The organism is Thermoanaerobaculia bacterium (assembly GCA_035260525.1).
In the GTDB taxonomy this organism is placed as follows: Bacteria; Acidobacteriota; Thermoanaerobaculia; order UBA5066; family DATFVB01; genus DATFVB01.
In genome coordinates, this window is sequence record DATFVB010000190.1 from 1 (window position 1) to 13,323 (window position 13,323).

A 13,323-nucleotide genomic window follows, 5' to 3' on the forward strand; every position below is an offset into this window, starting at 1 on the left:
GAGACGCTCCGCCGGGCGCTCGCCCGCGAGGTCGCCGAGACCGCCAGGGAGCTCGAACAGATCGAGGAAACGGTCCGGGCCGCCCTCGAGAAGCGAAAGGGGAACACCCGGGACTTCGACCTGCTCTACGCCCGCGACCTCGATGATGCCCTCCGCAAGCATGGGGCGTGAACGTCGGCTGCACGAGACTCTTCGATCCCCATATCGCCCCTTGACATGGAAGTCGCACGGCTGTAAATTGGCTCGCTAATGAGCCAATTGGTTCACGACCTCTACACGCCGGTTCAGCCGGCCGATTTACGCCCCCTTCCCGAGCAGGTGGCGGATCAGATTCGCGCGTTGATCGCCCGGGGGACCCTGCGGGACGGCGATCGCCTTCCGGCCACCCGGGAGCTCGCCGAGAGACTTGGCGTCAACCGGGGGGTGCTGCTGAAGGCGATCCGGGCCCTCGAGCAGGAGGGCGCCCTTCGCGCGCGCGTGGGGAGCGGAATCACGGTCGTCGCGACGGAGAGGGAGGGCGTCGGTCGATGGGAGCCCTCGTTCTCCTCGGCGATCCAAAGAGTCTCGGAATCGGATGGTTCCCCCTCCCGCGAGCCGATCGTCGCCGACTTTTCCCGCCTGGCCCCCGACGACCGCTACTTCCCGTACGACCGTTTCGCCGAGCTCCTCGCCGAGACGGGGCGCCGAAACCGCGAGCTGTGGCAGTACGCGGATCCCCACGGCCTTCCGGAGCTCCGCGCGGAGATCGCGCGGCGTTTGGCGGAGACGACGGGAGCGCCCTGGACGGACGAGAACGTGCTCGTCACGTCCGGGGCCCAGCAGGGGCTCGACCTCCTCTTCAAGGCGTTCGTCGACCCGGGCGACCTGGTGGCCGTCGAGTCGCCGACCTATCCCGGGATCATCCCGCTCCTGCGGTTCTACGGCGCCCGCGTCGCCGAGCTCCCCGTCGACGGCGCCCGCCGCGACCTCTCGGCGCTGTCGGGCCGCTCGGTCAAGCTCGTCTACGTCATGCCCGAGCGGCACAATCCGACCGGGGTCACGATGGACGCGGAGGGCCGACGCCGTTTCCTCGAAGCGGCCCGCGCGACCGGGGCGGTGATCGTCGAGGACGGGTACGACGCGCCGACCTCGGGGCTGCCGTCGCTTTCCGCGGCCGAGCCGGAACGCGTCGCGACCCTCGGCTCGTTCTCGAAGGAGCTCGTTCCCGGGTTCCGGCTCGGGTGGATCGCCGCCGACCGCCGCATCGTGCGGGCGGTCGCGCTCGCCAAGCAGGCGACCGACCTCCAGACGCCGCTTCCGATCCAGGCGGCCGTGCGCGCATTCCTGGCCGAGGGAGCGGACCGCGAAGTTCGCGCGCGCCGGGCGGAAGAGACGCAAGCGCGTCGGCGCGCTCTCGCCGCGGCGCTCGCGCGCGTGCTCCCGGAGATCCCGTATCTCGGCGGCACGCCCGGGCAGTCGCTCTTCTGGCTGCTCCTTCCGGCCGGGACGAGCGGCCGGGAGGCGGCGCGCCGCGCGCGCGAGAACGGGGTGGCGGTTTCCCCCGGAATCGATTTCGATCCGCTGGGCCGCGACGTCGCGGCGATTCGGCTTTCGGTCTCCCGCGTTCCGGCGGAGGCCATTCTCGAGGGCGTCGCGCGTCTCGCGCGGGCGTTGTGGCAACGGGAATCCCGTCCGGCGGGGCCGGTCGCGATTCCGACGATCTGAGGAGAGAAGGACATGGAGACCAAGGAAGATTTCCGGTTGAAGGTGGGGCTCGCCGAGATGTTGAAGGGCGGCGTCATCATGGACGTCGTCAACGCGGAACAGGCGCGAATCGCCGAAGACGCGGGCGCCGTCGCCGTGATGGCGCTCGAGCGCGTCCCCGCCGACATCCGCAAGGAAGGCGGGGTCGCGCGGATGTCGCCGGTGTCGAAGGTTCGGGAGATCCAGCAGGCCGTCTCGATCCCGGTCATGGCGAAATGCCGCATCGGCCACATCGCCGAAGCCCGGATCCTGGAGGCCCTGAAGGTGGATTTCATCGACGAGTCGGAAGTCCTCACTCCCGCCGACGAGGAGAACCACGTCTACAAACACGACTTCCGCGTGCCGTTCGTCTGCGGGTGCCGCAACCTCGGCGAGGCGCTGCGCCGGATCGGCGAAGGCGCCGCGATGATCCGGACGAAAGGGGAGGCGGGGACGGGCGACATCGTCCACGCCGTCAAGCATCTCCGGCAGGTCAACCGCGAGATGAAGATGCTCACCATGCTCACGCGCGACGAGCTGATGTCGGAAGCCAAGCGTCTGGGCGCGCCGTTCGAGCTCGTGCTCGAGGTCGCGCAGAAGGGAACCCTGCCGGTGCCCAACTTCGCCGCCGGCGGCATCGCGACTCCGGCGGACGCGGCGCTGTGCATGATGCTCGGCGCGGAGGCGGTTTTCGTGGGCTCGGGGATCTTCAAGTCGTCCGACCCGGCCGTCCGCGCGGCGGCGATCGTGAAGGCGACGACCCACTGGAAGGACGCCGACGCGCTCATCGAGGCTTCGGCCGAGCTCGGCGAGGCGATGAAAGGCCTCGACGCGGCCGCGCTTCCGGAATCGGAGCGGCTGCAGACCCGCGGATGGTAGGCGCGAGGCGCGAGCGCCTCGCGCACCCTACCCCCGTCCCCTCCCCACGTGGGGAGGGGTGGCGGAGCGCCGCGAAAGCGGCGCCCGTCGGCGTGCTGGCGATTCAGGGAGATTTCGCGCGCCACGCGGACGCCCTGGCTCGCGCCGGGGTCGAGAGCCGCGAGATCCGCCGGCCGGAGGAGCTCGCGTCCGTCTCCGGCCTCGTGCTTCCGGGCGGTGAATCGACGACGTACCTGAAATTCTTCGAGCGCGAGCCCGGATGGCGCGAGGCCCTCACCGAGTTCGCCGAAAGCGGAAAGCCCGTGCTCGCGACCTGCGCGGGGCTCATCCTGCTCGCCTCCCGGGTCGAGAACCCTCCGCAGCCGTCGCTCGGCGTGCTCGACGTGGACGTCGTGCGGAATGCCTATGGCCGCCAGCTCGATTCGTTCGTGGGGACCGCGACCGGCGAGGATGGCGCCGCGATCGAGGCGGTCTTCATCCGGGCGCCGAAGATCGCGCGCGTCGGACCGGGCGTCGAGGTCCTCGCCCGGGAAGGTGAGGATCCCGTCCTGGTCAGGAGGGAAAACGTCTACGGCGCGACGTTCCACCCGGAGCTCTCCGACGAGCCGTCGCTCCACCGACGGATCTTCGCCGGATGAACGCCGACGAGGTGCTCGAGGCGCTCGGTCTCGCCCGGCGCCTTCCGGACGTCCGGTATCTCTCGGATCTCTTCGACGCGTTCAACCGGACCGTCCCGTTCGAATCGGCGTCGAAGATCGTGCGAAACGCCGGCGTCGTGGGGATCGCCGAAAAGCCGCGCCTCCCGGAAGTCTTCTGGGCCGACCACCTCGAGTCCGGAACGGGAGGCACCTGTTTTGCGCGTGTCGCGGCGTTCGCCGCGCTCTCGGAGGCGCTCGGATTCCGGCCGGCGAAGATCCTGGGCGGGATCATGGGGCCGCGAAACCACGCCTCCGCCCTGTACGAGCTCGATGGGCGAACCTGGCTCGCCGATCCCGGCTATCCGCTTCCCCGGCTGATCCCGCTCGAGACGTCCGCCTTCGACACGCCGACCGGATCGTGCGAGTTCGAAGTGTCCGGCGGCTCGGCCGTGCTCCGGTTCGTCTCGGGCCCCGAATACGGACGGGTGATCGACTTCTCGTTCGATCCGGCTTCGGAGGACGAGTTCCGCGCCGCGTGGGAGAAGACGTTCTCGAAGACCTCCCTGTTCCTGAAGGAAGTCGTGCTGCGCCGCCCGGACGCGCACCGGGTCCTGCGCTACTTCCGCGGCGCGGTCGACGTCACCGACGCGTACTCCCGCGCCCGCATTCCTCTGCTCGCGGGACGCGCCGAAAAGCTGTCGGAGCTTTTCGGGATCGACCGCGCGGTCCTCGCGCGCGCCTTCGCGATCGCGGGAGATCCGGGTCCCGAGCGGGCGGCCGCGCGAATCGAAGCGTATGCCGAGGACGCGCAAGCCGAGCGCCGGTTCGCCGCGCTCGCGACCCCCGAGGGCTACCGCCGGTTCCTGACGGGGCTCGGAGAGGCGGATGTCGAGCGCACGGGCGACGGCCGGTGGCGGGCGGTGATCCGGCCCGAATCCGGCGCCCCCCTCGTCGAGGAGGTCGAGGTCGGGCCCGAGGACGTCATCCTCGCGCGCCGGTCGAGCGGACTCGCCGAAACGGGGTTCGCGCTCGAACGGAGCGCGGGCGCGCCGCGCCTCGTCCGATTCGCCGATCTCCCCGACGCGCGGGAAGAGTTCCTGAGCAACGACATGGGGCGCGGGAGGATCGCGGGGATACTCGCGATGGACCTCCTGGCACTTAGCCGGCTCTGGGCGAAATTCGAAATCCGAAGCACCAAATCCGAAACAAACCGGAAAATCTAAATTCCAATGACCGAGACTCGCAGCCCGGTTTCGAATTTCCGGTTTCGATATTCGTGCTTGTTTCGAGTTCCTCGTTTCGAGTTTCGAAGTTTCGGGTTTCGGATTTCGAGTTTCGGATCGGGTGCTTCGGATTTCGGGTTTCGGGTTTCGGATTTCTAGAACCGCAGGATCTGGCCCTCTTCGAGGAACCGCAGCCGCGGCATCTTCAGCGCCTTCACCTCGCGCCGGATCGCGGCGGCCGACGGCGGCTTCATGTGGTACAGGTAGACCGGCACGTCCTGCGCGGTCTTGGCGAGCTCGGCTTTGAGATACCGCGGGATCATGTGCTTCGAAACGCGGGCCACCGCCTCCTGGGCGTTCGAGAACGAGACCTCGAGAAAGATCGCCTTGAGGTCGTCGGCCGAATCGGCGGCCTTCCAGAGCGCGGCGGTGGGCCCGGTGTCTCCGGAGAAGAGCACGGAGCCGGAGTCGGCCGACACGAGGTAGCCGAACGTCGGGACGATGTGGTTGACCTTCACCGGCCGGAACGAGAGCCCGGCGGCGCGGTACTCCTTTCCCGGACCGATCGGACGGAAGCGGACCGTCGCCCGGCGGCGCGAGGGGAGCCGCGTGAAGTCGGGCCAGAGCGCGTCGTTGAAGAGGTGCCGCCGCAGCGCCGAGAGCACGGGAGCCGGGGCGGCGATCTCGATCGGCGTGCGCCGGCCGAAGACGTTCTCGAAGAAGAAAGGCAGGGTCGCGACGTGGTCGAAGTGCGCGTGCGTGACGACCACCCGGTCGATCCGGCGCTGCTCCGCCAACGAGAGGACGGGCGTGAGCGCGCCGGCGTCGAGCGCGGTCGTCCCGTTGATGAGAAACGTCGTCATCCGGCAGTTCGGAGCCGAGCCGCCGTAGGGCCCGACGACACGTATCCGGAGGCGTTTCTTCGCTTTTCCCCGCGTGATCAAGCGCCGGCGATTGTACCGCGGATCAGAACTCGGTCCCGATGTAGAACGAGGTCCGGAAGCCCGAAAGGGACTTGCGGAAGGTCCACTGCTTGGCGAAGTCCCAGTGCAGGTCGAGGCCGAGGAGGTTGATCGAGAATCCCCATCCGTAATCCGCCTTGCCGTTGACGAGCTCGTACGGCTGATACGTCGCGTTCGTCGTCCCGTTGATCGGATCGGAGTAGGTGATCTTGTGGCTCGACCCGTTCCAGAAACGCCAGGGGAAGGGACTCCCGTAGGCGAGATGCGCCGCGCCGACGTCGACGAAGACCTTCCCGCGGATGTTCTCGAGGGGAAGGCCGCCGAAGAGGACGATCCGGTCGATCAGCGGGAAGCGGTACTCGATGTTCCCGAAGGCGACCTCGGTCCCGATCTCCGAGCGGAAATCGTAGGCGCGCAGCGTGTCGACGCCGCCGAAATACGAGATGTCGGGGATCGTCCCCGTCGAGCGCACGCCGAAGGCGCGGAGGGCGATCGCGGAGCGCTTCGTGATCCGCAGGTACTGGCGGAAGTCGATCGCGACCGACTGCGTGAGCGTCCCCCCGCGCTTGATCGTGATCGGATTGCCGTTGAGGTCGAAGCCCACCGTGTCGGTTCCCGACTTCAGGTCCGGCGTGTAGGAATAGGAAAGCGCGTACCGGTGCCCGGCGAGGGGGCCGACGGCGCTGTAGAGCGTCTTGTCTCCCGTGAACGTCAGCGAGCCGGTCGGGTCGTCGTCCTTGCGGTTGGCGAAGATGATCGCCTGCGTCACCTGGTTGTTCTCGTTGATGTTGCTGACGGCGAACGGGAAGTCGATCGAGCGCGACACGTAGCCCAGGCTCGCCTCGACCCGATGGTAGCGGTCGAGCGGGTACGCCGCGAGCCCGAGAGCGCCCGTCTCGCGATAGAAGCGCCGGTCCCGCTGGATGAATCCCGTCGACGGGCTGCTCGAGAGGCCGACGAAGTACTCCCGGTCGTCGTAGAGCATTCCGCCGAGCTGCAGCCGGTGCTTCATGTTGTAGTAGATCAGGTGGACGTCGGTGTAGGACGAGATCGACTGCAGGCTGATGAGCGCGCGCCGGTCCCCGAGGTTGTCGGAAAAGAGCAGGCTCGTGTCGGAGAACAGCGTGCCGTCGCTGTTGACGCCGGCCGCGATGTTCGCGTTGTCGATGTACAGCTTGTGCGAAGGCTTCGCCTGGATCTTCTCCGGATCGAGCGAGACCTCGATCGCGGGGGTGTAGCGCGCCGTCGCGTGGGCGCCGACGCGGACGGGCGCGGGGTTCAGCGCCGCGAGCCGCTCGTACGTCTTCTGAACGTCGCCCACGTACAGCCCGTAACGCTGCCGGTAGAAGGAGCAGTAGGCGAGCTTCGCGATCCCGTCCTTCCCGACGTAAACGCTCGGCTGGAATGCGCCGCCGATCACGTTGGTGTGCTGCCAGGTCTCGCCGGTCGAGAGGTCCACGGAGAAGATGTTGTAAACGCCGCCGTCGCGATCCGAGGTGAAGAAGAGACGGGCGCCGTCGGGGGAGACGAACGCATCCTCGTCGTTCCAGTCGCCGAACGTGACCTGTTCCTTGACCGCCGGGTTGGCCGGGTCGACGCGGAAGATCTTCGCGAAGGTCCCGGAGGTCGAGGAGTAGTAGATCCATTTCCCGTCCGGCGACCACGTGGGCGCGACGTCGTACCCCTCGTCGTCGGTGACGTTCGTGAGGACGCGCGAGTCGAGGTCGTACGACCAGATGTCGAACCGGCCGTTGGCGACGCCCGAGAAGACGACCTTCTTCCCGTCGGGGGAGTAGCTCGGGGCGAGCTCCTGGTCGACGGTCGGAAAAGGCACTTCGCGCTCGAGCTTTCCCGAAAGGACGTTCCAGACGGCGAGGACGCGCCCGCGCTCGCGCCGCACGAACGCCGCGATGTGGTTGCCGTCGGGCGAGACCGTGATCGTCCGGCCCGGAGCGTCGAGACTGATCGTGACCGCCTGGGCGATCAGGTACTCGTAGCGGGTCGTGTACCCCTTCGAAAGGTTCCGGAAGAGCTTGCGGTCGCGGGTCGAGAAGACGACGACGTCCGGACTCGGATTGAGCGTCGGCACGGAGAGGTCGTAGGTCGAGACCGCGGCCATGAAGTCCCCCGACGGGAACGGCACGGGCGAGACGTCCCAGGAGAAGGCCGTCTGGTTCTCCTTGATGCGGAACGGCTCGCCGAAGTCGACGGGCTCCCCCTTCGACGTGAGGACGGGGAGATATCGCTGGCGGAGATAGCGGCGGAAACGGATGTCGAAATCCTCGGCGGAAAGTCCGAAGGCGCGCTTGATCACGCGCTGGGCGCCGCCGGCGAGGCTCGTCCGCCACTCGTAAACGAAGTCGCGGACCGCGTCCTTGCCCCACTCGTGCTCGATGAAATCGAAGACCGCGTGCCCGAACCGGTAGGCGAAATACGGGTTGATCTGCTGTCCGCGCGCGATCGCCGGCACGTTGTCGGTGATCACCGCGTCGCGCAGGTACATCCGGGAGCGGTTCGTCTCATCGTGGCCGTAGTACGAGGCGAGGCCCTCCATGAACCACTGGGGGATCGGCGAGGTGACCGCGCGCAGGAAGTTGCCCTGGAAGAGGATCTCGAACTCGAAGACGTGCGTGAGCTCGTGCTGGATCACGGTCTGGAGATACGCGTCGGGCACGTCGATCGGGAGGACCATCCGGTCGCGCGACGGGAGCGCGAACGCGCCCGTGCCCTCGTCGATGAAGTCGAGCTCGGTGTTGGTCTGCTCGAACTCCGAGTGGCTCGAGTAGTAGATGAGGGGAATCGGGTGGGGAATCTGGTAGTTGAGCGAGCGCGAGAGCTCGTCGTACGCGCTCTCGGCGAACGAGGCGACCTTCTCGAGCGACCCCTTTTCCTTCGGGTAGAAGTAGATCTGGAAGTGCGTCGACCGGTAGATCGACCAGTCGAACCGGTCATAGGCGATCTTGTTCTGGCCGAACTGCGCGGATGCGGGCGCGGCCGCCGCCGCGAGCGCCGCCGCCATCACGACTCGCCGCAAGAGCTTTCTCATCGGTTCACCGCGTGAAGAGGTAGCGTTGCACCGCGCGCTCGCGCGGCACGAACATGTTCAGAACCTGGTCCTCGAGCGAGAAGAGATTCTGGAAGAGGCCGAGCAGCTCGTCCGCGCGGCGGCGATTGCGCTCGCGGAAGTCCTTGAACTCGTCCTGAAGGAGCCGGTCCCCGGTCTTCCCGTCGAAGACCAGGAAGACGATGTCGAAGAGAAACCCGGTCCGCTCGACGTAGATCTGGCGGAAGGAGGTCTGGCCGGTCACGGGGGACACGTATTCCTCGGTCTTGTAGCCGGCCGAGTCTTCGACCTTGAACTCGAGCGATCCGGAGACGACGACGTCGGCCGAGCTCTTCTGTCCGACCGAGCGCCAGAAGTCGTTGGCGCGCGAAACCGCGACGAGCTCCCGCGAGGGGAGCGCGACCGTCGTGCCGAGGTCGATCACCTGCAGCTTCGTCTTCTTCTTGAGGATCTGGATCAGGTACCGGTGGAACTCCGCCTGGAGGTCGATCGCCGCCAGGTCCGCCTTGTCCTTCGGCTTGTCCGCGGTCGCGACGATGAGGAAGGGGGCGATCGCGACGCGCTCGTTCCCCTTGAGCGGAATGCGAGGCTTCAGCGGCAGCTTCATCTTCACCAGGTGCACGCCGGCGCAGCCGGCGGCGATCGCGGCGGCGGCGAGAGGGAGAAGGAGGAGACGCCGCTTACGGAGCAGAGCTCACCTTCCCGACCTTCTTCGTGTAGGCGGTGTAGAACTCCGCGAATCGCGTGTAGTTCCGGCGGATGCTCTTGTCGGCCGAATCGAGCGACACGGCCTTCTTGTACTGCTCGAACGCGGCGGGGAAATCGCCGTTGGCTTCGAGCGCGACGGCGAGATCGTTGCGGGCGCGGGCGTTGTTCGGCTCCCGGTCGACGACCTTCTGGAAACGGAAACGGGCCTCCTGCCAGAACCCGAGGCGCGCCATGCGCGCACCGTAGCGGAGCTCCTTCGCCGGCGCCGGCTCCTTCGCGCGTCCCGAGGCGCACGCGGAGAGCAGGAGCGCAACGGCCAGAGCGAGCCCGATCGAGTTCCTCAATCCGCGGGCCACACGCCTCCCTCGAAACCGGCTCGTATTCTATCCGTCTCCGCGGCGGCCCGGATTCTTTTTAGAATGGCGCAATGCCCGTCGCCGAAACCGCGCGCCTCGCCCTCGCCTGGTCGAAGATCCCGGGGCTGTCGCTTCGCCGGTTCTGGAAGGCGTGCGACGCCGCGGGCGGATGGCGCGAGCTCGTCGGCGGGGAGCCTTCGCGGTGGGCGGGTGTTGTTCGCTCGGAAACGGCGGCCCGGCTGCTCGCCCGGCCGTTCGACGTCGATGTCTCGGCGGAGGTCGCCGCCGCCGAGCGATCGGGATTCCGCCTGCTCAACCCGTTCGAGGGCGCGTACCCGGCGCTCCTGCGCGAGATCCCCGACGCGCCGCTCGTCCTCTGGGCCGCGGGCGATCCGGAGCGCCTGGCGCTTCCCGCCGTGGCGATCGTCGGGGCGCGCGCGGCGACGCGGTACGGCCGGGAAGTGGCCGCGCGCATCGCCGCCGACCTCTCCCTTGCCGGCGTGTGCATCGTCTCCGGTATGGCGCGGGGGGTCGATGCGGCGGCCCACGCGGCCGCCATCGGGAATCCCGGAGGGACGATCGCGGTTCTGGGATCGGGAGTCGACGTCCCTTATCCGAAGGAGAATGCCGAGCTGTGGAGGCGGATCGCCGCCGACGGGCTCGTCCTTTCGGAGCAGCCGCCGGGGACGAGGCCGCTGCCGGCGAATTTCCCGGTGCGCAACCGGGTGATCGCCGGGATGGCGTCGGGAATCGTGGTGGTCGAGGCGGCGCGGCGGAGCGGGTCGCTCATCACGGCGCGGCTCGCCAACGACTTCGGGCGGGACGTCTTCGCGGTCCCCGGCTCGATCCGCTCGGAATCGTCGGACGGGTGCCATGCCCTCCTTCGGGACGGCGCGATCCTCTGCCGGGGCGCCGAAGACGTCCTGACGGAGCTCTTCCCGTCGGTGGGAACGCGCCCGGTCGAAAGCGGCCCGGCGGCGGGTCTCGAGGGGGAGGCGGCGCGGGTCGTCGCCGCGATGGCCGGGGACGAAGCGTGGGACGCCGACGACCTCGCGGAGGCCACGCAGATCCCGACATCCTCGCTGCTCGCGATCCTTTTCGACCTCGAGGCGAGGGGGGTGCTCCGATGCCTTCCGGGGGGGCTCTACGCCCTCGCCGGGGGCGGGAGGCCTTGACAGGCACCGTATGATCCGCGTTTTACGCCGCACGGGCGGGTTTCGGCCGTCCGAGCTCCGTTCGGGAAGGAATGAACAACATTGGTTAAATCTCTCGTCATCGTGGAATCGCCCGCCAAGGCGCGGACGCTCGAGAAGTTCCTCGGGAAGGACTTCAAGGTGCTCGCGTCCTACGGCCACGTCCGCGATCTGCCCCGAAAGGGCCTCGGCGTCGACCGCGAGAACGGCTACAAGCCGACTTACGAGGTGCTCAAGGGGAAGGAGAAGACGCTCGGCGATCTGAAGAAGGCCGCCCGGGCCTCCGACCGCGTCTACCTCGCCGCCGACCCCGACCGCGAAGGAGAAGCGATCTCCTGGCACCTCCTGCAGGAGCTCAAGCCCGGCAGCGGCAAAGTCGAGTTCAAGCGGGCCCGGTTCAACGAGATCACGAAGAAGGCGGTCCAGGCCGCCGTCGAGAACGCCGGCTCGATCGACGAGGACCGTGTCGACGCGCAGCAGGCGCGCCGCATCATCGACCGGCTCGTCGGGTACGAAGTCTCCGATCTCCTCTGGAAGAAGATCTGGCGCGGGCTCTCGGCCGGGCGCGTCCAGACGGTCGCGCTGCGGATCATCTGCGAGCGCGAGAAGGAGATCGAAGCGTTCGTCGCCGTCGAGTACTGGACGCTCGATGCGCGGCTTGCCGCCGCGACCGATGCGCGGCTTGCCGTCGCGACCGACGCGAAGCTCGCCGCCGCGGCGCCTCCCGAGTTTCCCGCGCGGCTCTTCTCGTGGGACGGGGAGAAGCTGAAGTTCGACGGCACGGATCCGAAGCTCGCCGACGGGGAAGCGGCCGCGCGGATCCGGCGCGAGATCGAGTCGGTGCCCTGGATCGTCGAGCGCGTCGAGAAGACCGAGCGGAAGAAGTCCTCGCCGCCGCCCTTCATCACGTCACAGCTCCAGCAGGCGGCCTCGCGGCGGCTCGGCTTTTCGGTCCGGCGCACGATGCAGATCGCGCAGCGGCTCTACGAGGGGCGGGAGGTGCCGGGTCGGGGCACCGTGGGTCTCATCACCTACATGCGGACCGACTCGACGCGCACGTCCGACGACGCGCTCACGGCCGTGCGCGACCACATTCTCCGCGTCTACGGCGCCGACCACCTCCCGGAATCGCCGCGCTTCTTCAAGTCGCGCGCCGGAGCGCAGGAAGCGCACGAGGCGATCCGTCCGACGATGATGGACCTGCCGCCCTCGGCGGTGGCGGGCTCGCTCTCGTCGGAAGAGGCGAAGCTCTATCGCCTCATCTGGGAGCGCTTCGTCGCCTCCCAGATGAACCCGGCCGTCTACGACGTGGTGACGGCCGACGTCGCGGCGGGGAAGGCGCGCTACCGCGCATCCGGATCGACGGTGAGGTTCCCGGGGTATCTCGCCGTGTACGGCGTCGCGGGAGACGACGAAGAATCGGCCGAGAAGGAAAGCGGCTCGGCGGTCCCGCCGCTCGCCGAAGGCGAGACCGTGCGGCTCGTCGGGCTCGCCCCGGAGCAGCATTTCACGCAGCCGCCGCCGCGCTTCAACGAGGCTTCGCTCGTGAAGTACATGGAAGAGAACGGCATCGGCCGCCCCTCGACGTACGCCGAGATCCTGCGCAAGATCGAGGACCGCGAGTACGTCCGCAAGAAGGACAAGCGCTTCTACCCGACGACCCTCGGACGCGTCGTGATCGAGATGCTGATCCCGTACTTCGACGACTTCTTCGAGACGGGTTACACGGCGCGCCTCGAGGAGGAGCTCGACCGGGTCGAGGAGGGGAAGATCGCCTGGACGAAAGCGCTCGCCGACTTCGACAAGAAATTCAGCAAGGACCGCGATCGCGCGCTCGCGAAAATGGGTTCCCAGAAGGCGGGGATCCCGCTCCGCGACGCGCGGAAAGCGTTCGGATTCGCCCTCGTCCCCGAGATCGCCGACACCTGCCCCAACGACGGCAAGCCCCTGAAGATCCGGATGGGGAAGAACGGCCTCTTCATCGCCTGCTCGGGATATCCCGACTGCGAGTTCACGTACCACGTCCCGGAAACCGAGGAGGACGCCACCGACCTCTCGGAATACGAGAACCAGACGTGCGAGGAGTGCGGCTCGCCGATGAAGCTCCGGCAGGCCGGCGACCGCCCGTTCCTCGGCTGCTCGGCCTACCCGAAGTGCCGCAACACGGTCGCGATCGCCGCGGCGGCGAGCCGGGCGGCATCGGAGCCGCAGCCGACGGGAGAGAAGTGCCCGGAGTGCGGAGGCGACCTCGTGAAGAAGCGGGGCCGCTTCGGCGAGTTCGTCGCGTGCGGGAACTATCCCAAGTGCAAGTACCGCCCCCCGAAGCCGGTCGTCGAGACCGGGGTGGCGTGCCCGAAGGACGGCGGAAGGATCATCGAGCGCCGCGGCCGCTTCGGGTTCTTCTATCCGTGCGCCAACTATCCGAAATGCGACTTCGCGTTCCGGAACAAGCCCGTCCCCGAGGCCTGCCCGAACTGCGGACGCCCCTACCTGCTCCAGAAGAGCACGAAGAAGGAGGGGACGTTTCTCTTCTGCGACAACCCGGAATGCGGCTACAGGAGAAACCTGGCCCGGTAAC

The 13,323-nt window shown here is 68.0% G+C and carries 10 protein-coding genes; 6 read left to right on the plus strand and 4 right to left on the minus strand.

The features are described 5' to 3' along the window. Positions 1–249: 249 nt before the first annotated feature. From VKH46_09350 to VKH46_09365, 4 genes are read left to right on the plus strand one after another with little or no spacing between them, the layout of a single operon-like run. Positions 250–1,704: a PLP-dependent aminotransferase family protein gene (locus VKH46_09350; GenBank protein HKB71036.1), complete on the plus strand. Its 1,455-nt coding sequence runs from the start codon at positions 250–252 to the stop codon at positions 1,702–1,704. Between the two features lie 12 nt (positions 1,705–1,716). Continuing rightward, positions 1,717–2,601 carry a pyridoxal 5'-phosphate synthase lyase subunit PdxS gene (gene pdxS / locus VKH46_09355; protein HKB71037.1) on the plus strand — a complete coding sequence of 295 codons (885 nt, stop codon included), beginning with the start codon at positions 1,717–1,719 and terminating at the stop codon, positions 2,599–2,601. Next, a complete protein-coding gene (gene pdxT / locus VKH46_09360) occupies positions 2,595–3,239 on the plus strand; it encodes a pyridoxal 5'-phosphate synthase glutaminase subunit PdxT (GenBank protein ID HKB71038.1) in 645 nt (214 codons plus the stop codon). Before pdxS ends, pdxT begins: the two co-directional genes overlap by 7 nt. Continuing rightward, positions 3,236–4,462 carry an arylamine N-acetyltransferase gene (locus VKH46_09365; protein HKB71039.1) on the plus strand — a complete coding sequence of 409 codons (1,227 nt, stop codon included), beginning with the start codon at positions 3,236–3,238 and terminating at the stop codon, positions 4,460–4,462. Before pdxT ends, VKH46_09365 begins: the two co-directional genes overlap by 4 nt. Before the next feature lie 155 nt (positions 4,463–4,617). On the opposite strand, the gene VKH46_09370 is transcribed toward VKH46_09365, so the two are convergent. The 4 genes from VKH46_09370 to VKH46_09385 form a co-directional block, all read right to left on the minus strand. Continuing rightward, positions 4,618–5,406 carry a 3',5'-cyclic-nucleotide phosphodiesterase gene (locus VKH46_09370; protein HKB71040.1) on the minus strand — a complete coding sequence of 263 codons (789 nt, stop codon included), beginning with the start codon at positions 5,404–5,406 and terminating at the stop codon, positions 4,618–4,620. 22 nt (positions 5,407–5,428) lie between these two features. Then, positions 5,429–8,470 (minus strand): hypothetical protein, encoded by a 3,042-nt coding sequence (locus tag VKH46_09375; protein ID HKB71041.1) that lies wholly within the window; start codon positions 8,468–8,470, stop codon positions 5,429–5,431. A 4-nt stretch (positions 8,471–8,474) separates the two neighbouring features. Continuing rightward, on the minus strand, positions 8,475–9,095 hold the full coding sequence (locus VKH46_09380; GenBank protein ID HKB71042.1) for a hypothetical protein: 621 nt from the start codon (positions 9,093–9,095) through the stop codon (positions 8,475–8,477). 73 nt (positions 9,096–9,168) lie between these two features. Further along, positions 9,169–9,540 (minus strand): tetratricopeptide repeat protein, encoded by a 372-nt coding sequence (locus tag VKH46_09385; protein ID HKB71043.1) that lies wholly within the window; start codon positions 9,538–9,540, stop codon positions 9,169–9,171. A gap of 83 nt (positions 9,541–9,623) precedes the next feature. On the opposite strand from VKH46_09385, the gene dprA reads away from it, so the two are divergent. Then, positions 9,624–10,727 (plus strand): DNA-processing protein DprA, encoded by a 1,104-nt coding sequence (dprA, locus tag VKH46_09390; GenBank protein HKB71044.1) that lies wholly within the window; start codon positions 9,624–9,626, stop codon positions 10,725–10,727. 81 nt (positions 10,728–10,808) lie between these two features. Beyond that, positions 10,809–13,322, plus strand: coding sequence for a type I DNA topoisomerase (topA, locus tag VKH46_09395; protein ID HKB71045.1), 2,514 nt, complete (start codon positions 10,809–10,811; stop codon positions 13,320–13,322). Position 13,323: the final 1 nt, after the last annotated feature.